We start from the raw sequence: 25,768 nt of genomic DNA on the forward strand, positions 1-25,768 counted from the left end.
CGCGGCGCGGCCTCCGAGGCCCACCTGGGTGGGCTGCCTGTGCGGTCGTGGGTCCGAGTCACTCGGCGGATTCGCCCGGCCGCCGGGGACGGGCCGCGGGTGGTGGCCGGTAGAGGGCTGCCCGTGGCGGCGGGGGACGGCGACGGCGGCGGACGGCGGCGGGGGGGACGGCGGCGGGGGGCGGGCCGCCGCCGAGCGACGGTCCGGGCGTGCCCGACGGGCCGGGGGTGCCCGACGGGCCGGGGGTGCCCGACGGGCCGGGGGTGCCCGACGGGCCGGGGGTGCCCGAACTGGTCGCGGAGACCGCCCGGTTGCAGGCGCGGCACGACTGGTTCCAGGGCCGGCCGGCCCGGCTCGACGAGCGCGGTTCCGGGCGCGGCTCGCAGGGGTAGTGGCGGGCCGGTCCGGGTACCCGGGGGTTCCCAGACCGAGAGGAGGCGGAACAGTGACCGGGACCACGGCCCCCAGGCCAGTACATGACGATCACCAATCGGTGGGCGAGCTCGTCCAGCAAGCCACCGAACAGCTCTCCCGGCTCGCACGACAGGAAGTGGCCCTCGCCAAGGAGGAACTGGCGGAGAAGGGCCGTCGCGCGGGGCGCGGCGGCGGGCTGCTCGGCGCGGCCGGCGCCGTCGGTTACGCCGGTTTCCTCGCCCTGGCCGCCACGGGTGCCGCCGCGCTCTCGCTGGTCCTGCCCGTCTGGGCGGCGGCGCTCATCGTGACGGCCGTGCTGTTCGCGCTCGCCGGCCTGCTCGCGGTGACCGGGCGCGCCCAGCTGCGCCGCGCCACACCGCCCACGCCGGAGGAGGCACTCGGCAGCGTCAAGGCCGATGTCGAGGAGATCAAGGAAAGGGCGCACCGATGACGGACAAGGCAGCGGAGGGGTACGAGTCGGGCGGCGAGGCCGCGCAGGAGGCGGGCGCCAAGGGCCCCGACGAGCTGCGTCGGCAGATCGAGCGGACCCGCAGCCAGCTCGGCGACACGGTCGAGGAGCTGGCCGGGAAGGCGGACGTGAAGGGACGCGTCCAGGCACGGGCCGCCGACATGAGGGACCGGGCCGGCGCGATGACCGTGCAGCTGCGCAGCAGCGCGGCGCAGGCCGGACACACGGTGCAGGGCAAGGCCACGCAGGCGGGCCACGCCGTGCAGGACAGGGCGAACCGTGCCGGTCACACCGTCGAGCACAATCTGCCGGAACCGGTGCGCAACGCGGTCCACGCGGGGGCACGCCACCGCGGGCCGATGGTGGCCGCCGGGGTGGCCGTGGGCGCGGTGGCCGCGGTGGCCGTGCTGCGGCACCGGCGCCACGGTCGCTGAGGTCGGCTGCGCCGGGCGCCGGGTCTCCCGACAGGGGTGACTTGGGCGCCCGGCACCGCTGTGCCCGGGGCCGGGGGCGGCGCCCCCGGCCCCCGACCTGTGCCCACCCGGGTGGGTGGGTGGAGAGGTGAGGTGAGGCAGCGCCCCCCGCCCCGCGGCCGGGTCAGGCTTCCGTGGCGTGAAGGTCCGCGGGGCCCACCTCCACATCGGCGAGCACCCGCACTCCGGGGACGCTCCCGCGGGCCAGCCGCGCCGTGACCAGTGTGGTCAGGGCCTCGTGCAGGTCCCGCTCGTCGCCGGGCGCACACGCACGGTCGAGCGCGGACGGTCTGCCGTCCCGGGCGAGGAAGCGGCGGGTGTCCGAGACCGCTTCCGTGCCGCGGGCCCGGACGACCGCGACCGGGTCGACGACCGTGCAGCGGTAGGTCACCCGGACCGGGAAGTCCAGCGCCGAGTCGCGCGCCGCCAGCGACCAGGCGAGGACCAGCCCCACGTCGCGGCTCAGGTCGACGACGCTCACGGCGCTGGCCCGCGCCGCCAGTGTGGTGTCGGAGAGGCCGGCCGTGTACGCGTCCCGGCCGGTCCGGTACACGAGGATCTGGTCCGCCCCGGCGACCGGGGGCCGCCGGCGCAGCGCCCTCCAGGGGAGGGAGGGCCACAGCTCTCGATGCCGGACGATCGGGTACCGGCGTGTCATATGGCTGGTCATGGCTGGACTCCGAGGTGGGGAAGGGAGTGGGGAAGACGCTTTCGAACGGTGTCGGCGCGGTCAGTACTGCAGCGCTGTCGCCACGTCCCGGCCGATGCGCTCGACGGCGGTGAGGTCGAGGCCGTAGTGGACGTAGCGGCCGTTGCGTTCCACGCGTACGAGGCCCAGGTCGCGCAGGGCGCGCAGATGGCGGGAGACCTGGGGGCGGGTCATCTGCAGCCGGTCCGCGAGGTCGGCGGTGGTCATCGCCTGGCGGGCGATCAGCCGGCACAGCCGCACCCGGCGCGGATCGGTGAGCGCGAGCATGCGGCTGCGGGCCAGGGTGACGCCCACCTCCGGGGTGTCGACCGGGAAGTGCACGACCGGCGGCAGGCCCGGCTCGTCCTTCACCAGCAGGTGCGGGGCTCCGTACCTGGTGGGGATCAGCAGGACGGGCGTACGGACCGGGGTGATCACCGCGTGGTGCACCTTGTCGAAGACGACGCGTGCGGGTCCGGACAGCCGGGAGCTGGACGTGCCGAGCGAGAGCAGGGCCGCCGCGGGCCCTTCGTCCGCGAGCCGTTTCCGCAGACGGTGCGCGGCGCGGGTGAGCTCGGGCTCGGTCTCCCGCCACAGGGAACCGAAGAAGACCCGACGGCACAGATCCAGGAACCCGAGGACGTCCGCGCGCAGCGCCTCCGGGTCGCGCAACAGGTCCTCGGCGAGGGCGAGATGCGGTTCAGGCAGCCCGGAAGCGGCCTGGCGCAGTACCAAGGCCTGCGCCGGATCGTGGCGCAGTCGTCCGAAGTCGAAGCCGCGGTAGCCGCTGGCGCAGGTGTAGGCGGTGAGCTCGGCGAAGCGGTCGAGCGGCAACCGGTCCACGGGGACGTCGAGCCCCGGGTAGAAACCCCGCCACCGCAGCGCCGTCCACAGCGGTGCGAACCGTCGCAGGCCGGCCCGGAAGGCGGGCGGGGCCGCGCGGGTGACCTCCTCGGCCCAGGGCGCGTGCCGGGTGTGGTGCGCGTGCCCGGTCAGCACGTGCAGACTCGCCGCGAGCTCCGCGAGCGGCGACACGGTGACGGCGAAGCGGTCGGGGGAGGCCCCTTCCAGGACGATCACGACCGACATGATCGGGAGTGTAGGTCCGCGGCCCGCTCACGTCAGCACCTCGGCCCCCGCCGCGAACTCCGCCCTCGCGGCCTCCAGCAGTCCCGGCTCCGTGAGCAGTTCGGCGACGACCGTGGCCAGGCCCGTCGCCGCGACCTGCGTACGCTCATGGGCGAAGGGTGTCGCCGCCGCCGCGCACATCGCCTCCGAGTGACTCGGGGTCCCGGCCGGGGCGACCTGGATGTACGGATGGATCACCGGCAGCAGCTTCGAGAGGTTGCCGATGTCGGAGGAGCCGGCCGGACTGTCCTGGTCGCCGGGCTCGATGTCCACGCCGAGCGCGCGTACCGCCTGGCCGAACCGCTTTGCGAGCACGGTGTTGTTGCGGCGCTCCGCGTACAGCGGACCGGTCTCGGAGAGCTCCGCCTGCGTCTCGGTGGCAAGCGCCGCGCCCACCGCGGCCGCGCGCACCCGCTCCACCAGGGCCCGGGCCGAGGCCGCCGTGCGGTCCCGTACGTACAGGTCCACGGCGGCGTGGGCCGGCACGACGTTCGGAGCCTGCCCGCCGTCCGAGACGATCCCGTGGATCCGGGCGCTCGGAGGCACGAACTGCCGCATGGTGTCGAGTGCGTTGAAGAACAGCTGGGCGGCGGCCAGCGCGCTGCGCCCCTCCCAGGGCGACTTCGCGGCGTGCGCGCTCACACCGGTGAAGGCGACCCGCAGATGCGCCGCCGCCAGCGCGTGCGCGGCGGTCAGCGAACGGTCCCCCGGATGGAACATCACCGCCGCGTCGACGCCGTCGAACACCCCGGCCTCGGCCAGCCGCACCTTGCCCGCGCCGCCCATCTCCTCTCCGGGCGTGCCGATCACGGCGACCGTGCCCGAATGCCCGGGCAGGGCGCGTACGGCACCGATCGCGGCCGCCGCCCCGCCGGCCGCGATGAGGTTGTGGCCGCAGCCGTGCCCGACGCCGGGCAGCGCGTCGTACTCCGCGAGGACCGCGACGTACGGCCCGGGCCGCCCACCGGCGTGCACGGCCACGAAGGCGGTGTCGAGCCCGCCCACCGGGGACGTCACCGAGAAGCCCGCCTCCGCGAGCCAGCCGGTCAGCACGTCCCGGGCGTGGAACTCGGCGAACTTCAGCTCCGGCCGCCCGTGCACGGCCAGGCTCACCTCCTCCATCCGGGGCCGTAGCGCGGTGATCTCGGTGACCAGGCTCTCCAGCAGGGGCGACACGGCAGGCGCGGCGGACTGGGCGGACATGGCGGACTGGGCGGACTGGGCGGACTGGGCGGACATGAGGGCTCCCGTCGTACGAGACCGAGGCGACACGCCTCACGTGTCGCGTACGACGAGACTGCGGCCCCGACGGCCGGGGAGGGGGCGGGTTACCGCTCCCCAGGTAATCCTCGGGACGGGCACGTCGGGCGGCTCGGGAGCCGAGAGGCGCGGGCCGGGCCCGAGGTCACTTTCCCCGCGTGGCCCGCAGCCTCGCCGGCCACTTCCGGGTGTCCCGGGGTTCCACGTACGGCTCCTCCGTCGGCGGGGCTCCGTCCGTGATCGCCCGTTCCCGGGCGAGCTCCGCGTCGAACTCCAGGCCCAGCAGAATCGCCAGGTTGGTCAGCCAGAGCCAGATCAGGAAGACGATGGCCCCCGCGAGGGTGCCGTACGTCTTGTTGTACGAGCCGAAGTTGGCCGCGTAGAGGGCGAACCCCGCGGACGCCGCCAGCCAGAGCAGGGTGGCCAGGACGCTGCCGGGGGAGATCCAGCGGAAGCCGCGGCCGCGGACGTTGGGGGCGGCCCAGTACAGCAGGGCGATCATCAGGACGACCAGGAGGAGCAGCACCGGCCACTTCGCGACGCCCCACACCGCGATCACCTCGTCCCCGAGCCCGATGGTCGTGCCCGCCCGCTCGGCCAGCGGGCCCGTGAACACCACGATCAGCGCGCTCGCGGCCAGCATCAGCATCAACACCACGGTCAGCCCCAGCCGCAGCGGGGTCAGCTTCCACACCGGGCGGCCCTCGGGCAGGTCGTACACCGTGTTGGACGCGCGGATGAACGCGGCCACGTACCCGGACGCCGACCAGAGCGCGAAGAGCAGGCCCAGGACGGCCAGCACGCTGCCGGTACCGCCGCTGTCGCCGAGTTGGACCACCGCGTCCCGGAGGATGTCGCGGGCCGGGCCGGGGGCCAGGTCCCCGATGTTGTCGAGGATCTTGTCCGTCGCGGTCTGTCCCACTACGCCCAGCAGGGACACCATCACCAGCAGCGCCGGGAACAGGGACAGGACGCCGTAGTACGTCAACGCGGCGGCACGGTCCGCGAGTTCGTCGTCCAGCAGCTCCTTCGCCGTGCGCCGCAACGCCGCCCGCCACGATCGTGCGGGCAATTCGGAAGGGCTGTCCGTCTCGGTGCCCTCGCTCTGCTCGGCCTTGTCGGCCTTCTCGTCCATGACCAGGCGGGTCACCCGAATTCGCCGCTCGAATCGGCGACTTGACCTGAATCTTGGTTGAGGTTGAAGAGTCGTGGGTGCACGCATCCCGTACCGATCGCCGGAGGCCGCCATGACCCGCCGTACCACCACCCACCCCGACCTCACCCGCCCCGAGACCGGCGCCCCCTTCTTCAGCACCTGGCGCGTGGGCACCCCCGAACGGCAGCGGCAGGCCGTCGAGGCCATCGCCCGCACCTGGGAGCGCCGCCCGTGGCCCGCCGCAGACCTGCTCGGCTACCACGTCTACGCCGGGCACGACGGCGAGACGCTGATGCACCACTCCCAGTGGACGAGCGAGCAGGCGTACGAGGCGTTCGTGCGCAGCCACCGGCAGGAACGCAACGACGAGATCGACACCGCCGTGCCGGGGATCGAACGGCTGTGGCTCGGCCGCTACCGGCGCTACCGCAGCGTGGTCCGGGAAGGTGACGCACGGGTGCCCGGTTGCGTCGTAATCGTCGACGTCGAGTTCGAGGGCCCCGACCCGGACCGGCAGCGTGCCTGGGTCGACGCCGTGCTCGAGGCGCTGGAGAGCGATCCGGACCAGCACCCCGGCGGCATCTCCGCCCACTTCCACCTGAGCACCGACGGCACCAGGGTCCTCAACTACGCCGAGTGGGAGAGCGCCCAGGCCCACATCGACGCACTCGCAGCGCCGGGAGACGGGATCGGCTCGGCCACCGCCCTCTGGCGGCGCGTGCAGACCTGGCCGGGGGTGAAAGGCGGCAGCGTCAGCCGCTACGACCACGTCCTCGGCCTCGTGCCGGACGCAGGCGCACCGGACGCGGATGTACCGGGCTGAGACGCACCGGACGCAGATGTACCGACTGAGACGCACCGGACGCAGACGCGCGGGACGCAGACGTGCCGGGCTGAGACGCACCGAAGAGACGCGGGGACACTCCGAAAAGTCAAACCGTCTGGACAAAAAAAGTGTTCGGTGAGACGGTGGATCCATGCTGGACGTGACCGTGATCGAGGACCCCGAGGCCGCAGCCGCCTCCCTGGACCCCATAAGGGCCCGGCTGCTCGCCGAACTGGCGGCCGGCCCCGCGTCGGCCGCCATGCTGGCCGGAAGGGTCGGACTGCCCCGGCAGAAGGTGAACTACCACCTGAAGTCACTGGAGCGGCACGGCCTGGTCGAGCTGGCCGGGGAGCGCCGCAAGGGCAACGTCACCGAGCGGCTGATGCGCGCGACCGCCGCGTCGTACGTCATCTCGCCGCTCGCGCTCGCCTCCGTGCAGCCGGACCCGGACCGCTTCCGCGACCAGCTCTCCGCCCGCTGGCTGCTGGCGCTCGGCGCCCGCCTGGTGCGGGACGTCGGCTCGCTGATCACCGGCGCGGCCAAGGCGAAGCAGCGGCTGGCGACGTACGCGCTCGACGGCGAGGTGCGCTTCGCCTCCGCCGCCGAACGGGCCGCGTTCATCCAGGAGTTGACAGCGGGTGTCGGCGCCCTGATCCGCAAGTACGACGTGCCCGACGCCGAGGGCGGGCGGGACCACCGGATCGTCGTCGCCGTCCATCCCACCCTGAAGCCGGCGGCCGAGGACCGGCCCGCCCCGGAACTGGACGAGTAGTACTCAGGAGCCCACCATGTCCAAGGAATTCGAGATCGCCCGCGAGTTCGAGGTCGACGCCACTCCGCAGGAGGTGTGGGAGGCGATCACCACCGGAACCGGAGGCTATCTGTGGCCGATGGAGCCGCCGGAGCCCAGGACCGGCGGCAGGGGGCCCTTCGGGTCCACGGTCACCGCCTGGGACCCGCCGCACCGCTACACCAACCGCGTCGAGAACGTCGAGGGCATCACGGAACAGACCGCCAACCAGCTCGACTACACGATCGAGCCGCGCGACGAGGGCCGACGGGCCTGGGTGCGCTACGTGCACAGCGGCATCTTCGTCGACGACTGGGACAACCAGTACGACGGCGCCGCCCGGCACACCGACTTCTATCTGCACACACTGCGGGAGTACCTGGTCCACTTCGCGCCCAGGCCGGCCGCCTTCGCCACCTTCGACGGACCCGAGGAGTCCAAGGCCCCCGACGCCCTCGTCGCCGTCGGCCGGGCGCTCGGCGTGGGGGAGGAGGTGGCGGCGGGCACGCGGGTGACGGTCCGCGGGCCCGACGCGTTCGACGCCGTGGTCGACTTCCGCAACCCGTACTTCATCGGGCTGCGCACGGACCGCGGTCTCACCCGCTTCTTCGGGCGCAACCACTGGGGCTACCCGGTCGGCGTCTCCCTGCACGACTTCACGCCCGGCGCCGACGTCAAGGAATGCGAAGCCGCCTGGCAGAGCTGGCTGAACGAGGTGTTCAGCCGGCCCTGAACCAGGGGGAGTCGCCTACGGCTCGAACCGCAGCACCTGCGGGTCGTGGTCGCTGATCTGGTCGTGGAACTCCGAGTTGACGTGCACGCTGTCGTACTCGAAGTCGCAGGACTTGCGGATCGACGGGCTGACCAGGATCTGGTCGAGGACCTGGGCGTTGCCCTGGTACACGTACGAGTAACGCTCGCTCTTCGGCAGCGACTTGATCGCCGACCAGAGCGCGCCGTCGCCCTCCAGGATCTCGGCCGTGCCGGAGAACTCGAAGTCGTTGATGTCGCCGAGGGTGACGACGTCCGCGTTCTTCTGGGCGGCCAGGATCTCCTTGACGAACGTGTTCACCGCGGTCGCCTGGAGGGCACGCTGGGTCTCCGAGCTGCGCGCCGGCGGCTGGTACTGCGAGGTCAGCCCCTGGTCGCCACCCTTGGAGTTGAAGTGGTTGGCGATCACGAAGACCGTCTTGCCACGGAAGACGAACTCGCCGGCCAGCGGCTTGCGGCTGTTGGCCCAGGCGGCGTTCGCCGGGTCGATCCGGCCCGGCGAGACCGTCAGCGCGGCCTTGCCCTTCGTCCTGGTGACACCGGCGGCGGTCGTGGCGTCGCCGCCCGCCCGGTCGGTGAAGGAGACCCGCTCCGGGTTGAACAGGAACACCTGGCGGATGTTGCCGCCCGGCTCGCCGCCGTCGGTGTTGTTCACCGGGTCGATGGAACGCCAGTCGTACGTCGGGCCGCCGGCCGCCGCGATCGCGTCGATCAGCTTGCGCACCGTCTGGTCGGCGGCGACCGTGCCGTCGTTCTTCGCGCCGTCGTTGTCCTGGATCTCCTCCAGGGACACGATGTCGGGCGAGCGCAGGTTGTGCACGATCGCGGCGGCGTGCTCCTCGAAGGTGGCGTCGCCCGGGTCGAGGTTCTCGACGTTGTACGTCGCGACCGCGAGCTCGCCCTTCTTCTGCTTCTCGGTGGTCTCCCGCGCGAGACCGGCGCTCTTCAGCGTGCCGATCCGGTTGGCGACCAGGGTGTAGCCGCCGAACTGGTTGTAGTCCAGCGGGCCCGCGGTGGTGCCGGTGAGGACGTCGCCGACGTTCGCCTTCGGGAAGTCGGCGGTGGCGCCCAGGGACTGGATCTGGAGCCGGCCGGTGTTCTGCGACGCGTAGGAGCCGTAGACCGTGCCGCCGCGACGGTTGTCGTTCTCGCGCGGCTTCACCGTCACCCACAGCTCGGTGAACGGGTCGGTGGCGCCGACCACGCGGGTGTCGGCGACCTGGACGTTCATGCCCTCCAGGGACTCGTAGTAGTCCAGGGCGTACTTCTTCGGCTGCAGGGTCAGACCGTTGACCGAGCCGTTCGCGGCGGCGTCACCGGCCGGCGCGTAGGCGCTCGGCACCGACCTGGCGCCGACGACGGTGGCCGCCGGAACCGCGTTGCCGCCGGAGACCACGGTGAAGGTCGGCTTGGTGATCTCGGTCAGCGCCTGGTTCCCGGAGGCGGCGCCGCCCGGGACGTACTCCGCGACCGTGCCGGAGACGGTCACCGCGTCGCCGACCGCGACCTTCGGGACGGAGCCGGTGAAGACGAAGACGCCCTCACTGGTGGCGGGGTCGGCGTCCGGGTTCGGGTCCTGGATCCAGAAGCCTCTGGAGGAACCGTAGGTGCGTACGCCGGTGACGATTCCGGCCACGTCCGTGACCGTCTTGCCGGCGTACGGGGATATGCGGGTGGTGCCCTGAATGTCATGGATGCTCACCGACTCCGCGTGCGCGGGCGAGGTGAGGACGACGGTGGACGCCGCGGAACAGACGGCGGCGACGGTGAGCGCGGCGAGGCGCGCGGAAGACTTGCTCGGCAACGGGATCCCTCCGGGGACGTACATGAGCGCCGGGACGAGGGTGAAACGTGGAACCGTGGAGCCGCGACCTGTGGGGCGGAGGCGACGCGCGTAGAAAATACAGTGAACAGATGTCCGCCGGGTTTCTACGCGCGTCAATCTCGTGCCTGGTCAGGCCAGTTGTCAAGGTTTCGGCCATGTACTCCTCCCTACCGGGAGATGAACCGGGCGGCATGGGTGGATATCCGTCTAGGCTGAGCGGCTGAGCCGTACGACCGCCCCGCGGGCGCCGCACGGCCCCGCACAGTCGTAAGGCCTTCGAGGCGTCCTAGGAGAACCAGCCGATGTCAGACAGCTCCCCCCTGCCGCCGGCGCGGCTGCACCCCGAAGCGGAGCTGGCGCGGGACGCCCTGTCCACGCCGCTGCTGTCACGGGCCGCGCGGCTCGCCCGCTGGGCCGGTCCCGAGACCCGGATCGACGCCGGGGGCGGGCTGGTCGAAGAGCAGTTGCCGGCCGCGGCCGAGGTCCTCGGGCTGAGCGGCGAGGAGGCCGCCGCCGAGGCGAGCGAGGCCTGGCGGGTCGCCGTCGACACCGGGCTCGTCGAGGTCGTCGACGAGGAGGCAGGCACCGTCGCCGCGGGCGAGGACCTGGCCCTGCTCACCGGCGGGGCCCCGCACGACGTGCTCGCCGTGTGGCTGGCCGCGCTGGAGACCGTGCTCGCCGACGCGAGCGTGCCGGACCTGGACGACCTGGTCGGCGCGATGAACCCCGAAGACGGCGTCGGTGAGATCGACTTCTCGTCCCTGGACTGGGACCCCGAGGCCGAGGCCGAGTTCCTGGACGGCGTGCTCGGCAACCTCTACCTCCTCACCGTCGGCGAGGAGGGTCCCGGCGGGTCACCCGTGCCGCTGCCCGCGCTGGCCGCCTCGATGATCGTCCCCAGCGACATGGGCGAACCCACCAACGACGTGCTGGAGCAGGTCTCCGACGCGATGATGCGGCTCGACGACCAGTTCCGGCTGCTGGAGCCGGTGGGACTCGTGGCCTACCAGCCCGTCGACGAGGCGCTGATGGCCGACGCCGACGAGGAGCCCGCGTCCCCCGTCGACGACACCGACGTCACCCGCTACGGCATGGTCCGCCTCACCCCGCTCGGCCTGTACGGCCTCAGGGCACGACTGCTCGAGGCCGGGTTCGAGGCACCCGCGGTCGGCGACCTCGCGGACAAGGGTGCCGACGCGCTGCTCGACGGCACGGCCTCCTTCCCGCCCGCGGCCGCCCAGGCCGAGACCGAGCAGTGGCTGGCCCGCCGGGAATCCCTCGCCTCGGCGCGCGAGTTGCTGGCGGCGGCACGGGGCCTGGACGCCGGCGCCCCGCTCAGGCGGCTGCGCTGCCAGCAGGCGCTGTCCCTGGTCGGCGCCGAGGCCGAGCCCGCGCTGCGCGAGGTGCTCGACGACCCCGAGCTCGGCGGTCTGGCCCGGGTCTGGCTGGCCGAGCGGGGCGCCGGCGACGTGCCGGCGCCGTCCGAGGAGCTGGTGTTCTGGCTGACCGTCGACACGCTCGCCGCCCAGCTCGCCGCCGAGGGCAACTCCGACGAGCTGCGCGGCCTCGTGGAGGGGCTGGCCCAGCAGCACAGCGGGTTCTTCGCGGCGGCCTGGCGGGTCGAGCACCCGGCCACCGCGGACGTGCTGGAGGCGATGGGACGGCTGCACCCGGACAAGAAGATCGCCAAGGAGGCACGCAAGGCCGCCTTCAAGGCGCGCTCGCAGCAGGGCGGCTGAGCAACGGCCAGATCGTCTCCGGCGTCGGCTGCATCCAGGGTGCGGGGCGGCACAACCGGAGTCGGGCTCACAACCCTGCGGAAGAGCTGACCGGGACGTCTTCGGTGGCGGTGTGTACGGGTTCACCGAAGACTGCCCGGTGCCGTCGCCCGGCGTTCAACCGGCGTTCAGGCGTGGGCGGGACGGTGGCGCGGACCGAGGTCCGCCACCCTCCACGGCACACCCCCCGTCACAGGAGACACCATGTCGCTCACCCGCAGGGACTTCGCCAGACAATCCGCGCTCACCGGTGCCGGTGTCGCGCTGGCGGGCAGCGTCGGCGCCCTCGCCACCGCTCCGAACGCCCTGGCGTCCACCGAGACCGAGAGCGCGCAGGAGGCGGCGGACCTCCACGGCGGCGTCGGCTACGGACCGCTGATCCCCGACCCGAAGGGCGTCCTCGCGCTGCCCGCCGGCTTCACGTACCGCATCCTCACCCACAGCGGGAAGACCAGGCTGGAGTCGGGCGAGTTCACCCCGTCCAACCACGACGGCACGGCCACCTTCGCCGGCCCGCGCGGCACCACCCTCCTCGTCAACAACCACGAGCTGAAGGGCCCGCGCGCCAACTGGGACCACCCCGTCCCGCTCACCGAGGGCCTGGTCTACGACCCGGCGGCCGCCGGCGGCTGCACGGTCGTCGAGGTACGCCCCGGCGGACACGTCGCCGAATGGGTCGGCATCGCCGGTACCTCCACCAACTGCGCGGGCGGCAGCACGCCCTGGGGCACCTGGCTCACCTGCGAGGAGAACTCCGACCGGGCCGGCACCAACGGCATGACCAAGGACCACGGCTACGTCTTCGAGGTCGACCCGATCGACCGCCGCGCCAACAAGAACCCCAAGCCCCTGAAGTTCTTCGGCCGCTACGACCACGAGGCCGTCGTCATCGACCCCAGGCGGGGCCACGCCTACCTCACCGAGGACGCCGCGAGCCCCAACGGCCTGCTCTTCCGCTGGACCCCGCCCAGGGGCTTCGAGCACGGCCGCGGCAGGTTCCGCACCCTCGCCGACGACGCCGGCGTCCTCCAGGCGCCCAGGTGCTACGACTCCGGCGGCAAGTTCGTCGACGACCTCTCCCGCGCCACGAGGATCGGCACGGTGTACGGCGTCGACTGGATCGACGTCCCCGACCGCGACGGCAAGACCGTCGACGTGCGCGAGCAGTTCGCCGCCGGTGAGATCACCCGCGCCCGCAAGCTGGAGGGCATGTGGTGGGCCGACGGCGGCGCCTACGTCGTCTCCTCCTACGCCCGCGCGGAAAGCCCCGTCCAGCACGACGGCCAGGTCTGGTTCTACGACCCCAAGCGCCGCACCCTGACCCTGAAGGTCCTCCTCGGCGTCAACCCCGACCCGTCCGTCGACGGCGCCCTCGACGGCCCCGACAACATCACCGTCTCCCCGTACGGGGGCCTCGTCATCGCCGAGGACGGCGAAGGCGTCCAGCACCTGTTCGGCGCGACCGACCGCGGACGCACGTACCCGATCGCCCGCAACGAGCTCAACATCGGCACCGAGGAGGAGCCGGAGTACAGCGAGTTCACGGGCGTGACCTTCTCGCCCGACGGAAAGACGTTGTTCGCCAACATCCAGACGCCGGGAATCATGCTGGCGATCACCGGGCCGTGGAAGCGGCAGAAGCGGTAACCCGGACGGGAATTAATTGGCTCGCTCCGTCCGAGCCGCGCCTCCTACAGTGAGATCAGAACGTCACGCACCTCCCGGTGCGATGGCAGCGGCTACTTCTCTTCCAAAGAATCCACAGCCGCAGCCGACTTGATCTCGGGAGGCGCAGCTCATGGTGGGTGCCCGGTGCGCAGGCAACGGATACTTCCGGGACCTGGTCAGAAATGGTGCGGGTTCGAATCCCGTCATCGGCTCAGGGCCGATGTGGCGGAACTGGAAGACGCGCCAGGTTAGTCCCGTCGCCGAATTCTGATCTCGGGCGCCCACCTCTTGCTGCCCTCCTCCGAAACTCCAGCGAATTCGGGGGAATTCAGCATGTCCCGCTTCAACACCAGAACCGCGAGGGCGCAGCCCACCTCGCGCGTCACCTCGACGGGCCGGGTGCTCCGTACCTACGAGGGCGGTCGTGGCCGTGAGCGTGACGCGCGCTCCGAGCTCTTCCTCCTGTCGGTCGCCAACTTCGTGTCGCAGCAGACCTTCTACGAGTCCGGCGCCGACCGCGACGACCGCTTCGCGCGTCTGGTCGGCGAGCTCGCCGTCACCGATCCGACGTGGACCGCGGGCCTGCTCGGCTGGCTGCGCGGCGAGGGCAACCTCCGTACCGCCGCGATCGTGGGCGCCGCCGAGTACGTCAAGGCACGCCTCGACGCGGGCGTCACCGCGGGCCCGTCGAACCGCCAGGTCGTCGACTCCGTGCTCCAGCGGCCCGACGAGCCCGGTGAACTGCTCGCGTACTGGACCGCCACGTACGGCCGCAACGTGCCCAAGCCCGTCAAGCGCGGCATCGCCGACGCCGTACGCCGTCTGTACGGCGGCAGGTCGCTGCTGAAGTACGACACCGCCTCCAAGGGCTACCGCTTCGGCGACATCCTCAACCTCGTGCACGCCGCGCCCGATCCGGAGAAGCCGTGGCAGGGCGAGCTGTTCCAGTACGCGCTCGATCGCCGGCACCACCCGGACACCGCTGTGCCGCCCGCGTCCGACCGCCTCCTGACCGCGCACCGCGAGCTGACGGCGCTGCCGGTCGAGGAGCGGCGCGCGGTCGTCACCTCGGACGGCGGCGCCGAGCGGCTCGCCGCGGCCGGGATGACGTGGGAGGCGCTGGCGGGCTGGCTGCAGGGGCCGATGGACAAGGCGGCCTGGGAGGCGGTCATTCCGTCGATGGGGTCGATGAGCCTGATCCGCAATCTGCGGAACTTCGACGAGGCCGGTGTCTGCGACGAGGTCGCGGCCCGGGTCGCGGCGAAGATCAGCGATCCGGCCGAGGTGGCGCGCTCGCGGCAGTTCCCGTTCCGCTACCTCGCCGCGTACCAGCACGCGCCGTCGCTGCGCTGGTCGTACCCGCTGGAGCAGGCGCTCGGTCACTCGCTGGCCAACGTGCCCGCGCTGCCCGGCCGGACCCTGGTCCTCGTGGACCGCTCGGGTTCGATGTTCTCGCGAGTGTCCGACCGGTCGAGGCTCAACCGGGCCGACGCGGCGGCGGTCTTCGGCGCGGCACTCGCGCTACGGGCGGCGGACGCGGATCTCGTCCAGTTCGGCACCAACAGCCACCAGCTGCCCTTCCGCCGCGGCGAGTCGGTGCTGAGGATCCTCCAGGGCTTCCGCAGCCTGGGCGGCACGGACACCACCGAGGCGGTGCGCCGGCACTACCGCGCGCACGACCGGGTGCTGATTGTCACCGACGAGCAGTACACCTTCAGCCGCCACGGCGACCCGACCGAGCAGATCCCGGCGAACGTGCCGGTCTACACCTGGAACCTGGCCGGGTACCGGGCGGGCCACGGCCCTTCGGGCAAGGCGAACCGGCATACCTTCGGGGGCCTGTCGGACGCGGCTTTCCGCATGGTGCCCCTGCTGGAATCCGCTCGGGACGCCGACTGGCCCTGGGCGGTGTGAGTCGGTGCCCTGGACGGCCGGGGCGCTGACATCTAACATTTCAGTTCATGGAGGCCATCCGACCCGTGGGCCGCACCCTGCTCAGGGACCGTGCCTACGAAGCCATCAGAGACGCCATCGTCGCCGGGGAGATCGAGCCCGGCGCGGTGGTGCGGGACGCCGAGCTCGCCGAGCGGCTCGGGCTGTCCCGGGCGCCGGTGCGGGAGGCGTTCACGCGGCTGGTCGACGAGGGGCTGCTGGAGAGCAAGCCGCAGAGCTACACCCGGGTGACCCCGCTCGTGGCCGCCGACGTCCGGGACGCGGCGGCCGTGGTCGGGGCCATGCACGAACTGGTCACCAGGGTCGCCGTGCCCCGGTTGTTCGCCGCGGACGTGGAGTCGATGCGCACGGCCAACGAGCGGTTCGCGGCGGCCGTCACGGCGGGCGACGTGGACAGCGCGCTGCGGGCGGACGACGACCTGCACGACGTTCTCGTCCGGGTCAGCGGCAATCGGGCCGCCGCCGCCACCGCCGCCCGCTACACCCCGCTCATCCGGCGGCTGGAGCGACGGCGCTTCGGCGAGGGCGGCAACTGCCGTTCGGCCGGCCTGCACGACCGGCTGATCGAGGCCTGCGCGGCTGGTGACGTGGACGCGGCCGTCCGGGTCACCGCGGAGATCTGGCGAGGACTCGCCGAGCTCGCCGACAGCGACTGAGCCGACAGCGACCGATCCGACAGCGACTGAGCCGACGGCGACCGATCCGACAGCGACCGAGCCGACGGCGACCGATCCGAGGAGGATCCATGGCGTCCAAGTCCCTTGCCAAGTCCCTTGCCTCGTACGAGCGTTACCCCCTCCTCTTCGGCCCCTCCCCGGTGCACCCCCTGGAACGGCTCACCGCCCACCTCGGCGGCGCCACGCTGTGGGCCAAGCGTGAGGACTGCAACTCCGGTGTCGCCTACGGGGGCAACAAGACCCGCAAGCTGGAGTACCTGGTCGCCGACGCCCTCGCCCAGGGCTGCGACACACTCGTCTCGATCGGCGGAGTGCAGTCCAACCACACCCGCCAGGTCGCCGCCTGCGCCGCCCGTGCCGGACTCAAGTGCGTGCTGGTGCAGGAGAGTTGGGTCCAGTGGCCGGACTCCGTGTACGACAGGGTCGGCAACATCCTCATCAGCCGGCTCGCCGGGGCCGACGTGCGGCTGGTGAAGGCGGGCTTCGGGATCGGGTTCAAGGAGAGCTGGGAGCAGGCGCTCAGGGAGGTCGAGGAGGCCGGCGGCAAGCCGTACGCCATTCCGGCCGGCGCCTCCGACCATCCCTACGGCGGTCTCGGCTTCGCCGGATGGGCGTACGAGGTCGCCGAGCAGGAGCGGGAGCTGGGCGTCTTCTTCGACACCGTCGTGGTGTGCTCGGTGACCGGGTCCACCCAGGCGGGCATGGTCGCCGGGTTCCGTGCCCTGGAGGAGGCCGGCGGGCGGACCCGCCGGGTGATCGGCGTCGACGCCTCGGCGGCACCCGACCGGACCCGGGAGCAGATCGCCCGGATCGCCCACCATACCGGACAACTCATCGGCGTGGAGCGGGAGTTGACGGAAGCGGACATCGAGCTGGACGACCGGTACCACGCGGGCACGTACGGGATCCCCGACGAGACGACTCTGGCGGCGATGCGGCTGGCGGCACGCACCGAGGGGATGGTCACCGACCCCGTGTACGAGGGGAAGTCGATGGCCGGGATGGTGGACCTGGTGACGCGCGGCGAGATCGCACGGGACTCGACCGTGCTCTACGCCCACCTGGGCGGACAGCCGGCGCTCAACGCGTACAGCGCTCTGTTCTAGGCCCGGCCTGTCCGACGGCCCCCGGTTCCCCGCTCGCAGGCCACGCCGTCGCCTGGGCCCGCTCGGCGTGATCCGCCGGACGGGCCCTCACCCTTGCCCCCGCTCGTAGGATACGGAGAGGGCCCCCGGTTCTGCGAGGAGAAGGTGCTGGATGATGGCGCAGGTCAGAGCCATGCGCGCGGATGCCCGGCGCAACTACGAGCGCTTGCTGGAGGTGGCCGCCGAGGCCTTCGCCGAGCACGGCGAGGGCGCGTCGCTCGACGACATCGCCAAGCGGGCCGGCGTCGGATCCGGCACGCTGTACCGGCACTTCCCGACCCGGCAGGCGCTGCTGGAGGCGGCGTACGTCGACCGGATCGAGGCCATCGCGGCGCGCGCGGACACGCTCGCCGGGCAACTGCCGCCCGGCGAGGCACTGGTGGAGTGGCTGAACGAACTCGGCGCGGGGCTGACGCAGGTCCGCGGCCTGCGGGCGTTGCTGGGCTCGGCCGTCACCGAAGGGAGCTCGGCGGCGGCCACCGTGTGCGCGGGGACGCTCCGCTCGGCGGCGGCGCGGCTGGTGGAGGCGGCGCAGCAGGCCGGGGGCCTGCGGCAGGACGTCGACGCGGTCGACATCCTGCGGCTGACGCACGGGGTGGCCACGGCGGTGGAGCTGGCGGACGGGGAGGGGCAGCAGATCCGGCGCTATCTGGCGTTGCTGGTGGAGGGGCTGCGGGCGTGAGCCCGGCCGGTTCAGCCGGCCGGGCCCCCGCCCGCGCTCCGGTCGGAGGCCGTGGCGCTACAGCGCCTGAGCCCCCGGCTTCACCATGTTGCGTACCGTGCGGGCCTTCACGAAGTCGCCCATCGCCGTCATCTCCCACTCGCCGGAGAACTGCCTGATCAGCTTGGCCATCAGCACGCCGGTCTGGGGCTCGGCGCCGGTGAGGTCGAAGCGGACGAGTTCCTCGCCGGTGGCGGCGTCGAGGAGGCGGCAGTAGGCCTTGGCGACCTCGGTGAACTTCTGCCCGGAGAAGGAGTTGACGGTGAAGACCAGGCCGGTGACGTCCTGGGGGAGGCGGCCGAGGTCGACGACGATCACCTCGTCGTCACCGCCGCCCTCGCCCGTGAGGTTGTCGCCGGAGTGCTTGATCGCGCCGTTCACGATCGACAGCTTGCCGAAGTAGCAGCTGTCGATGTGGTTGCGCTGCGGGCCGTAGGCGATCACCGAGGCGTCCAGGTCGATGTCCTTGCCGCGGAACGCCGGCTCCCAGCCGAGGCCCATCTTGACCTGGGACAGCAGGGGGCGGCCGCCCTTGACCAGGGACACGGTCTGGTTCTTCTGGAGGCTGACCCGGCCCTTGTCGAGGTTGATCTTCCCGGCGCCGGGGGCGGCGGCGGGCGGGGCCGGGGGAGCGGCCGGCGGCGGGGGCGTGGCGACCCGGGGGTCCAGCGGCGGGGCGGACGGCGCGACCGGCGTCTGCACGGTCGGCGCCGGCGGGGCGACCGGCTGGGCCGGCGCGGCGGGCTCCTCGACCGAGACGCCGAAGTCGGTGGCGATGCCGGCCAGCCCGTTGGCGTAGCCCTGGCCGACCGCGCGGGCCTTCCAGGCGCCGTTGCGCAGGTAGACCTCGACGATGACCAGGGCGGTCTCGGTGCCGAGCTGCGGGGGCGTGAAGGTGGCCAGGACGCTGTTGTCGTCCGCGTTGCGGATGGTGGCCGTCGGTTCGACGCCCTGGAAGGTCTGGCCGGCGGCGTCCGGGCTGGCGGTGACGACGATCTTCTCGATGCCCGGGGGCACGGCGCCGGTGTCGACGATGATCGCGTCGGGGGCCGTACCGCCGCCGGAGCGGTAGGTCACGCCCGGTCCCTGGGGCTGGTTGTAGAAGATGAAGTCGTCGTCGGAGCGCACCTTGCCGTCGGCGGTGAGCAGCAGGCCCGATACGTCGAGCCGCACCGGGGCGGCGACGTCCACCGTCACGCGGGCGGCGGACAGGGGGATGTTCGAGCCGGGGGTCATAGCTGTCATGCCCCGAAGAACGAGCGAGGGCGTTTTACCGTTCCCTTACCCGAGGCCAATCGGGTAAGGGATCCGTCGCCGGAGGCCGCACGCGGCCCCCGGCGACGGAGGCGGGCGGCTACTTGAGGTACACGATGCCGTCCGTCGTGACCGCGGGCCGGCCCGCGGTCCCGACCACCACGATCCTGACGGTGTGCCGGGCGCTGGTGGGCCAGCTCTTGGTCCAGATCGCGTCACGGTACTTCGAGGTCGGCGACTTCAGGTCGACCGTCGTCACCTTGGTGCCGTCGACGAAGATCTGAGCCTGGCCGGAGGTGGCGGCCCGGGACACCACCCAGGCGACGGAGCGGCCGGTGAAGGTCCAGGTCAGCGAGGCGTTCTTCTGGGAGGCGGAGAGCGACTTGCCGCCCAGGTAGCTGGTGGAGGACTTGCTCGTCCAGGTGCCGGACCTGACGGCCGAGTTCTCCTGGAGGATGACCGGCGTACGGGAGGCGGACGCGGTCGCGGTGTTGCCCGCCAGGTCGGAGGCGGTCATCGACCAGGTCGTCGCCGTACCGGCCTTGGCCGTGGGGTTCGCGGAGGTCACCGTCGGGCCGTAGGTCGCGGTGGCCGGTGAGGTCAGCTGCACCTGCTTCAGGGCGGCCGCGTCGGTGGCCTTCCAGGTCAGCTTCAGCGGGACGGCCGTGGTGTTCACCGTCCCGGTGCGCAGGACGAGGCTCGGCTTGGCGGTGAACGAGGGGGCGGTGGTCTCCGCGACGACCGTCGCGGCCGCCGAGGTGGTCGTCGCGCCCGACTGGTGGGTGGCGCGCACCTGCACCTTGTGCGAGCCCACCGCCAGGGTGGCCTTCGCCGAGGTGGCGGTGGCGCCGGCGGTGGCCGCGGTCCTCCCGTCGACGAGCAGCTCGTACTTCGAGATCAGCGAGGCGGGTGTGGTGGCCGTCCAGCCGACGGTGACGCCGGCCTTGGTGTAGTACGTGGTGCCCGAGACGCCGCCGCTGACGGACTTGACCGCGAGCCCGGTGACGGGTCCGGCGGCCCAGCCGCGGAGGGTGGGCAGCTTGGCGTAGAGCGAGTCGCCGGGGCACTCGGTGTTGTAGCCGTCACGGTGACCGTGGATGGTCGGGAAGCTCCGCTGGGCGCCGGCGGTCCAGGACTCCCGGAAGTAGTTGGTGCCGGCCGCGCCCGCGGTGAGGGTGGTGGTGGCGGTCGGGCTGACGCCGTACTGGCCGAGCTTCCAGGCGGAGATCCTGGCGACCGAGACCAGCGCGGCCTCGCTCGGCGCCACGTCGGTGTAGGTGCCGAGGACCGAGATACCGGTGGTCTCGGAGTTGAAGCCGTAGGCGTGCGCGCCCATCACGGGCAGGTCCACACCGCCCTTGCGGCCCTCGTAGACGGTGCCGCACTTGTCGACGAGGAAGTTGTAGCCGATGTCCTTCCAGCCCAGCTGCTGGACGTGGTACGCGTAGATGCCGCGTACGACGGCCGGGGCCTGGGCGCACGTGTAGTCGTTGCTCTCGGCGGTGTGGTGGACCACCACCGCCTTGATCTTCCCGCCCGGGAGATAGCCGGGTTCCTCGGGGCTGATCGACTCGTCCGCGGCCCAGCCGGCCCGTGAGGTGATCGCGGGGCGGGGTGCGGTGGACCGCGGGGCGGTGGGCGCGGTGGCGGTCGGGCTCGCGGACGTGGCGGGCGCAGTCGTGCTCGGCGGGGTCGTCGGGGTGCCGCTCGCCGGGGCCGACGTCGTGGGAGCGGACGTCGTCGGGGCCGCCGGGTCGGTGGGCTCGCTCGGCGGGGCCGGGCTCGTGGTGGTGTCCGCGGGAGCGGGTTCGCTGACCTCGGGGGTCGCCGTCGGATCCGTGGTCGGGTCGGCGGCGAACGCCGCCGGCTCCATTTCGCCCTGGGCGGCCCTGCCCGGGTCGATCATGTCCAGGCGCAGTCCGGCGGGCAGCCGGTCGGAGGTACGTCCGCCCGCGGTGACGCGCACCTGAACGCCGTCTGAAGCCCCCACCCACGCCGGTTCGGTACCACCGCGCCGGGCCGTGCTCTCGCCCTGCCCGCTGTCGCCGTCCAGCCGCAGCCAGTCGGACCACTGACCGGTGCCCGCGGTCCGGGTGCGTGCCTCGACGGTTCCCGCGACCCGGACCGAGGGGTCGGTCCAGGTCACGCCGAGCATGCTGAACGGCTTGGTGTCCTGCTGCCGTAAGGCCGCGCGGGTGCCGCCGCCGGCCGTCCGCAGGGCGACGGTGCTGGTCTCGGCCCGGACCGGGCCCGGCTTGCCGTCGGCGGCGGGGCTGTCGGCGGACTCGCCGGGGAGCCCCTGGAGTACGAGTGCGGCGGAGAGCCCGGCGACGGCCGTCGCGGCCGCACCCCAGAGATATCGAGGTCTGCCCATGGTTGTTGTGTGCCGTCCTTCGTGGTGACGTGGGGCGAACGAGGTCGATGGGCACGCCACGCCAGAAGGGAGGGGGCGGCCGGGAGGGAGACTCCCGACATCCCCGAAAGGTTGTGCGATTGGAGCGGCCGTGTCCGGGCCCGCCGTGGGCCGTGACTCCGGAGTATGACGCCCCGTCAGTTAGTGGCCCTCCCGCCACGCTGTGTACGGCCGCCGACGCCTACGGCACCACCACGATCTTCCGGCCGACTCCCGCCGCGAACTGCTCCAGGGCCTGCGGATAGCGCTCCAGCGGGATGCGGTCGCTGATGAAGACCTCCGGGTCCAGCACCCCGTTCGCGAACAGCTCGGCCGCCCGCTCGAAGCTGTGCAGCACCGCCATCGACCCGGTGATGGTGATCTCCTGGTTGTAGATCCGGTACGGGTCGACGCTCACCCGGGTCGCGTAGTCGGCGACCCCGAACTGCAGGAAGGTGCCGGCCTTCGCGACCCGCTCCAGCCCGTCCTGGATCGCCGCCGCGTTGCCCGTCGCGTCGACCACGACGTCCCAGCCCTGCGGCCGTTCCAGCTCGTCCGCGTTCGCCGCCGCTCCGGAGACGCCGAGCCGCCGTGCCGTCTCCAGCCGCGCCGGGTTCACGTCGATCACGTCCACGCTCGCCGCCCCCGTGCGCTTGGCGAGCTCCAGCATCATCAGACCCATCGTGCCGGAGCCGTAGATCAGGACGTGCGCGCCGAGGCGGGAGTTGAGGACGTCGTAGCCGCGCACCGCGCACGACAGGGGCTCCACCAGCGCCGCGTCCTGGGTACGGACGTGCTCGGGCAGCCGTACGCAGTTCGCCACCGGCGCGAGGGCGTACCGGGCCGCGCCGCCCGCCGTCGTCACGCCGATCGCGGCCCACCGTTCGCAGAGGTTGTTGTGGCCGGTACGGCAGTACCGGCACTCGTGGCAGTAGAGCGAGGGGTCCACCGCGACCCGGTCGCCCACCGACACCTCGGTGACCTGGGCGCCGACGCCGACCACCTCGCCCGCGAACTCGTGCCCGGGCACGATCGGCAGCTTCGGCGCGAACTCGCCCTGGAGGATGTGCAGGTCGGTCCCGCACAGCCCGCAGGCGGCGACCTCGACGACGACGTCACGGGGACCCGGCGTCGGGTCCGGGACCTCGGTGACCACGGCACGGCCCACGGACTCGATGACGGCGGCCTTCATTTCACGGCTCCCAAGGACAGGCCCTGGACCAGTTTGTCCTGGGCGGCGAACCCCGCGGCCAGCACCGGCAGGGAGATGACGAGCGACGCGGCGCACACCTTCGCCAGGAACAGGCCCTGGCTGGTGATGAAGCCGGTCAGGAAGACGGGGGCGGTCTCGGCGACCACACCCGTGAGCACCCGGGCGAAGAGCAGTTCGTTCCAGCTGAAGATGAAGCAGATCAGGGCGGTCGCCGCGATGCCCGGCAGGGCGATCGGGGCGACGACCCGCGCGAGGACCGTCGGCAGGCGCGCGCCGTCGACCCGGGCCGCCTCGATGATCGCCACCGGCACCTCGGCGAGGAAGGACTGCATCATCCACACCGCGATCGGCAGGTTCATGGACGTGTAGAGGATGACCAGCAGCCAGATGTTGTCGAGCATCCCGGTGTTCTTCGCGAACAGGTAGATCGGCAGCAGGCCCGCCACCACCGGCAGCATCTTGGTCGACAGGAAGAAGAACAGGACGTCCGTCCACTTCCTCACCGGCCGGATGGAGAGGGCGTACGCCGCCGGCAGCGCCAGCAGGAGGACGAACAGGGTCGACGCGAGGGACGCCACCACCGAGTTGACCAGCGAGGGCCACGGGCTCGCCCCGCCGCCCGAACCGAAGAACTCGCGGTAGCCGTCGAGGGTGAGCGCGGCGGTGAAGGACGGCGGGTTGGTCGCCGCGTCCTCCTCCGAGTGGAAGGAGGTCAGCGCCATCCAGGCGATGGGCAGGAAGAAGACGATGCCGGCCAGCCAGGCCACCAGGCCGAGGCCGGCACCCTTGCGGCGGACTGCTGCGGTCGTCGCGCTCATGCGCGCCCCACCTCCTCGCGGAACAGCGACGACACCACGCGCAGCGCGAAGGTCGCGATGACGATCGAGCCGATCACCACCAGGACGCCCGCGGCCGAGGCGAGGCCGTTCTCGTGGGCCTGGTAGAAGCTCTGGTAGACGGTGTAGGGGAGGTTGGCGGTGCCCAGACCGCCGGACGTGATCGTGAAGACCGCGTCGAAGTTCTGGACGATGTAGATCGAGCCCAGGAGCGCGCCGAGTTCGAGGTAGCGACGCAGGTGCGGAAGGGTGAGGTGGCGGAAGATCTGCCAGTCGCTCGCGCCGTCGACCCGGGCGGCCTCGATCTGCTGCTGGTCACGGCTCTGCAGGCCGGCCAGCAGGATCAGCATCATGAACGGCGTCCACTGCCAGACGAGGGAGGCCTCGACGGCCAGCAGTGGGGTGGTGGAGATCCAGTCGGGCTGTGGTCCGCCCACATAGTGCAACAGCCCGTTGAGCAAGCCGTATTCGGGGTTGTAGAGCACGTGCTTCCACAACAGCGCCGCCGCGACCGGGACGACGAGGAAGGGGGCGATCAGCAGGGTGCGGACCACACCCCGGCCCCGGAACCTCCGGTCGAGGAGCAGGGCCAGCGCGAGGCCCAGGACCAGGGAGGCCAGCACCACCGCGACCGTCAGCAGGATCGTCGTCCACACCGACTGGCGCAGGTCGGCGTCGGTCAGCACCTGCTGGTAGTTGTCGACCCCGGTGAAGTGGCGGGCCTTGGGGTAGAGGGCGTTCCAGTCGAAGAAGGAGATCACCAGCGTGGCCACGAACGGGAGTTGGGTCACGGCGATCATGAAGACGAGGGCCGGGAGCAGCGGGCCCCGGGTGGCCCAGGCGCGCAGACGGTCGGAGGGCTGCCGCACGGTGTGTACGGGTGGGGTGGCTGTCGGAGCCGTGGTGGTCGCGGTCATCGTCCCTCGTACTCCTCGGAGATCCGCTCGGCGAGCTGCTGGGACTTCTTCAGGGCCGACTCGACGGACTGGCGTCCGGCGATGGCCGCGCTGATCTCCTGGGAGACCTTGGTGCCGAGGTCGGTGAACTCGGGGATGCCGACGAACTGGATGCCGGGCGCGGGGCGCGGCTGCACGCCGGGGTCGTTCGGCCGGGCGCCCTCGATGGCCTCCTTGGTCATCTGCTGGAAGGCGGCGGCCTCTTTGACGTAGGCCGGGTTGGTGTACGTCGACGCGCGTTTTCCGGCGGGCACGTTCGACCAGCCGATCTCGTCGCCGACGAGTTGCTCGTACCGCTTTCCGGACGCCCAGGAGACGAACTTCCAGGCCTTGTCGGCGTTTCGGGACGCCTTCTGCATGCCCCAGGCCCAGGTGTAGAGCCAGCCGGAGGATTCGGTCTCCTCGACGGGAGCGGGGGCGTAGCCGATCTTGCCCTTCACCGGGGAGTCCGACGACTCCAGGGAACCGGCCGCGGAGGTGGCGTCGTACCACATGGCGACCTTGCCCTGGGTCATGTTGTTCAGGCACTCGGCGAAACCGGCCTGGGCGGCGCCGGACTCGCCGTGTTCACGGACCAGGTCGACATAGAACCTCGCCGCCTTCTGCCACTCGGGGGAGTCGAGGCGGGCCTTCCAGTCCTTGTCGAACCAGGTGCCGCCGAAGGTGTTCACGACCGTCGTCAGGGGGGCCATCACCTCGCCCCAGCCCGGCAGGCCGCGCAGGCAGACGCCCTTCATGCCGGCCTCGGCCCCGTCCGCCTTCGCGGCCAGATCGGCGACCTGGGTCCAGGTGGGGTGGGCGGGCATCGTCAGGCCCGCCTTCTCGAAGACATCCTTGCGGTACATCAGGAAGGACGACTCGCCGTAGAAGGGCTGGCCGTAGAGCTTGCCGTCGTCACCGGTGAGGGACTGCCGCATCGGTTTGAGGACGTCCCGCTCGTCGTAGGCCGGGTCCCTCGCGAGGTAGGAGTCCATCTCGTGGAGCCAGCCGTTGCGGGCGTAGATCGGTATCTCGTAGTTGGACAGGGTGGCCACGTCGTACTGGCCGGCCTGGTTGGCGAAGTCCTGGCTGATCTTGTCGCGGACGTCGTTCTCGGGCAGCACGGTGAAGTTGACCTTGATGCCGGTCTCTTCGGTGAAGTGGGCCTTGGTCAGCTTCTGGAGTTCGGTCATCTGGGGGTTGTTGACCATCAGGACGTTGATCGAGTCGCCGCCCGACCCGGCCCCGCCGGCCCCGACCCAGCAGCCGGAGAGCAGCGGGGCGAGCAGCGTCCCTGCGACGGCCGTGGCGAGCGTGGCTCGCGGGGGCCGTCGTCGGCTCTGGGTTCGCATGGATCGCTCCTGGACGTATGGGGAGATTCGGGGCGCGTGGAGGC

23 protein-coding genes are annotated in these 25,768 nt (G+C 72.0%); 12 read left to right on the plus strand and 11 right to left on the minus strand.

The features are described from left to right. The first annotated feature begins 209 nt into the window (after positions 1-209). The 3 genes from AQJ84_RS35080 to AQJ84_RS35090 are packed head-to-tail and all read left to right on the plus strand — an operon-like array spanning position 210 to position 1,317. A complete protein-coding gene (locus AQJ84_RS35080) occupies positions 210-392 on the plus strand; it encodes a hypothetical protein (protein ID WP_059198899.1) in 183 nt (60 codons plus the stop codon). 53 nt (positions 393-445) lie between these two features. Then, positions 446-865: a phage holin family protein gene (locus tag AQJ84_RS35085; protein WP_030039970.1), complete on the plus strand. Its 420-nt coding sequence runs from the start codon at positions 446-448 to the stop codon at positions 863-865. Next, positions 862-1,317: a DUF3618 domain-containing protein gene (locus tag AQJ84_RS35090; RefSeq protein WP_030039971.1), complete on the plus strand. Its 456-nt coding sequence runs from the start codon at positions 862-864 to the stop codon at positions 1,315-1,317. Before AQJ84_RS35085 ends, AQJ84_RS35090 begins: the two co-directional genes overlap by 4 nt. A 163-nt stretch (positions 1,318-1,480) precedes the next feature. On the opposite strand, the gene AQJ84_RS35095 is transcribed toward AQJ84_RS35090, so the two are convergent. The 4 genes from AQJ84_RS35095 to AQJ84_RS35110 all read right to left on the minus strand — a co-directional run bounded on the left by AQJ84_RS35095 (position 1,481) and on the right by AQJ84_RS35110 (position 5,567). Then, on the minus strand, positions 1,481-2,026 hold the full coding sequence (locus AQJ84_RS35095; protein WP_128092249.1) for a hypothetical protein: 546 nt from the start codon (positions 2,024-2,026) through the stop codon (positions 1,481-1,483). Between the two features lie 60 nt (positions 2,027-2,086). Continuing rightward, positions 2,087-3,133: an ArsR/SmtB family transcription factor gene (locus tag AQJ84_RS35100; protein WP_053192826.1), complete on the minus strand. Its 1,047-nt coding sequence runs from the start codon at positions 3,131-3,133 to the stop codon at positions 2,087-2,089. 27 nt (positions 3,134-3,160) lie between these two features. After that, entirely contained in the window at positions 3,161-4,411 is a 1,251-nt protein-coding gene (locus tag AQJ84_RS35105; protein ID WP_225889236.1) for an amidohydrolase, read from the minus strand. A gap of 166 nt (positions 4,412-4,577) precedes the next feature. Then, positions 4,578-5,567, minus strand: coding sequence for a YihY/virulence factor BrkB family protein (locus AQJ84_RS35110; RefSeq protein WP_037802758.1), 990 nt, complete (start codon positions 5,565-5,567; stop codon positions 4,578-4,580). A gap of 112 nt (positions 5,568-5,679) precedes the next feature. Here AQJ84_RS35110 and AQJ84_RS35115 point away from each other — a divergent pair, with 112 nt between their 5' ends. The 3 genes from AQJ84_RS35115 (at position 5,680) to AQJ84_RS35125 (ending at position 7,937) form a co-directional block, all read left to right on the plus strand. Then, positions 5,680-6,411, plus strand: a complete 732-nt coding sequence (locus AQJ84_RS35115) for an antibiotic biosynthesis monooxygenase (RefSeq protein ID WP_030039974.1) — start codon at positions 5,680-5,682, stop codon at positions 6,409-6,411. A gap of 154 nt (positions 6,412-6,565) precedes the next feature. Then, the gene (locus tag AQJ84_RS35120) at positions 6,566-7,186 is read left to right on the plus strand and encodes an ArsR/SmtB family transcription factor (RefSeq protein WP_053192828.1); all 621 of its coding nucleotides are present in this window, start codon (positions 6,566-6,568) and stop codon (positions 7,184-7,186) included. A gap of 16 nt (positions 7,187-7,202) precedes the next feature. Next, on the plus strand, positions 7,203-7,937 hold the full coding sequence (locus AQJ84_RS35125) for an SRPBCC family protein (protein ID WP_030039976.1): 735 nt from the start codon (positions 7,203-7,205) through the stop codon (positions 7,935-7,937). 15 nt (positions 7,938-7,952) lie between these two features. Here the strand turns inward: AQJ84_RS35125 and AQJ84_RS35130 are convergent, their stop codons facing one another. After that, a complete protein-coding gene (locus AQJ84_RS35130) occupies positions 7,953-9,779 on the minus strand; it encodes an endonuclease/exonuclease/phosphatase family protein (RefSeq protein WP_030039977.1) in 1,827 nt (608 codons plus the stop codon). 323 nt (positions 9,780-10,102) lie between these two features. On the opposite strand from AQJ84_RS35130, the gene AQJ84_RS35135 reads away from it, so the two are divergent. The 6 genes from AQJ84_RS35135 (at position 10,103) to AQJ84_RS35160 (ending at position 17,703) form a co-directional block, all read left to right on the plus strand. Further along, complete coding sequence (locus tag AQJ84_RS35135) at positions 10,103-11,539, plus strand: hypothetical protein (protein WP_030039978.1); 1,437 nt, start codon at positions 10,103-10,105, stop codon at positions 11,537-11,539. 243 nt (positions 11,540-11,782) lie between these two features. After that, positions 11,783-13,225, plus strand: coding sequence for an alkaline phosphatase PhoX (locus tag AQJ84_RS35140; RefSeq protein WP_030039979.1), 1,443 nt, complete (start codon positions 11,783-11,785; stop codon positions 13,223-13,225). Between the two features lie 354 nt (positions 13,226-13,579). After that, positions 13,580-15,160 carry a TROVE domain-containing protein gene (locus AQJ84_RS35145; RefSeq protein WP_030039980.1) on the plus strand — a complete coding sequence of 527 codons (1,581 nt, stop codon included), beginning with the start codon at positions 13,580-13,582 and terminating at the stop codon, positions 15,158-15,160. Between the two features lie 47 nt (positions 15,161-15,207). Then, the gene (locus AQJ84_RS35150) at positions 15,208-15,855 is read left to right on the plus strand and encodes a GntR family transcriptional regulator (protein ID WP_030039981.1); all 648 of its coding nucleotides are present in this window, start codon (positions 15,208-15,210) and stop codon (positions 15,853-15,855) included. Between the two features lie 89 nt (positions 15,856-15,944). Then, positions 15,945-16,982 (plus strand): 1-aminocyclopropane-1-carboxylate deaminase, encoded by a 1,038-nt coding sequence (locus tag AQJ84_RS35155; RefSeq protein WP_030039982.1) that lies wholly within the window; start codon positions 15,945-15,947, stop codon positions 16,980-16,982. A gap of 154 nt (positions 16,983-17,136) precedes the next feature. Continuing rightward, the gene (locus tag AQJ84_RS35160; protein WP_030039983.1) at positions 17,137-17,703 is read left to right on the plus strand and encodes a TetR/AcrR family transcriptional regulator; all 567 of its coding nucleotides are present in this window, start codon (positions 17,137-17,139) and stop codon (positions 17,701-17,703) included. A gap of 57 nt (positions 17,704-17,760) precedes the next feature. Here AQJ84_RS35160 and AQJ84_RS35165 read toward each other — a convergent pair whose 3' ends face one another. From AQJ84_RS35165 to AQJ84_RS35190, 6 genes are all read right to left on the minus strand, one after another. Continuing rightward, positions 17,761-18,978, minus strand: coding sequence for a TerD family protein (locus tag AQJ84_RS35165; RefSeq protein WP_030039984.1), 1,218 nt, complete (start codon positions 18,976-18,978; stop codon positions 17,761-17,763). 118 nt (positions 18,979-19,096) lie between these two features. After that, complete coding sequence (locus tag AQJ84_RS35170; protein WP_030039985.1) at positions 19,097-21,370, minus strand: N-acetylmuramoyl-L-alanine amidase; 2,274 nt, start codon at positions 21,368-21,370, stop codon at positions 19,097-19,099. A gap of 220 nt (positions 21,371-21,590) precedes the next feature. Continuing rightward, positions 21,591-22,580 carry a zinc-dependent alcohol dehydrogenase family protein gene (locus tag AQJ84_RS35175; RefSeq protein WP_030039986.1) on the minus strand — a complete coding sequence of 330 codons (990 nt, stop codon included), beginning with the start codon at positions 22,578-22,580 and terminating at the stop codon, positions 21,591-21,593. Further along, positions 22,577-23,419: a carbohydrate ABC transporter permease gene (locus AQJ84_RS35180; protein ID WP_030039987.1), complete on the minus strand. Its 843-nt coding sequence runs from the start codon at positions 23,417-23,419 to the stop codon at positions 22,577-22,579. The genes AQJ84_RS35175 and AQJ84_RS35180 overlap by 4 nt, the downstream gene beginning before the upstream one ends. Continuing rightward, positions 23,416-24,354 carry a carbohydrate ABC transporter permease gene (locus tag AQJ84_RS35185; RefSeq protein WP_030039988.1) on the minus strand — a complete coding sequence of 313 codons (939 nt, stop codon included), beginning with the start codon at positions 24,352-24,354 and terminating at the stop codon, positions 23,416-23,418. The genes AQJ84_RS35180 and AQJ84_RS35185 overlap by 4 nt, the downstream gene beginning before the upstream one ends. Further along, a complete protein-coding gene (locus tag AQJ84_RS35190) occupies positions 24,351-25,724 on the minus strand; it encodes an ABC transporter substrate-binding protein (protein ID WP_030039989.1) in 1,374 nt (457 codons plus the stop codon). The genes AQJ84_RS35185 and AQJ84_RS35190 overlap by 4 nt, the downstream gene beginning before the upstream one ends. Positions 25,725-25,768: the final 44 nt, after the last annotated feature.

It is taken from the genome of Streptomyces resistomycificus, from assembly GCF_001514265.1.
GTDB lineage: Bacteria > Actinomycetota > Actinomycetes > Streptomycetales > Streptomycetaceae > Streptomyces > Streptomyces resistomycificus.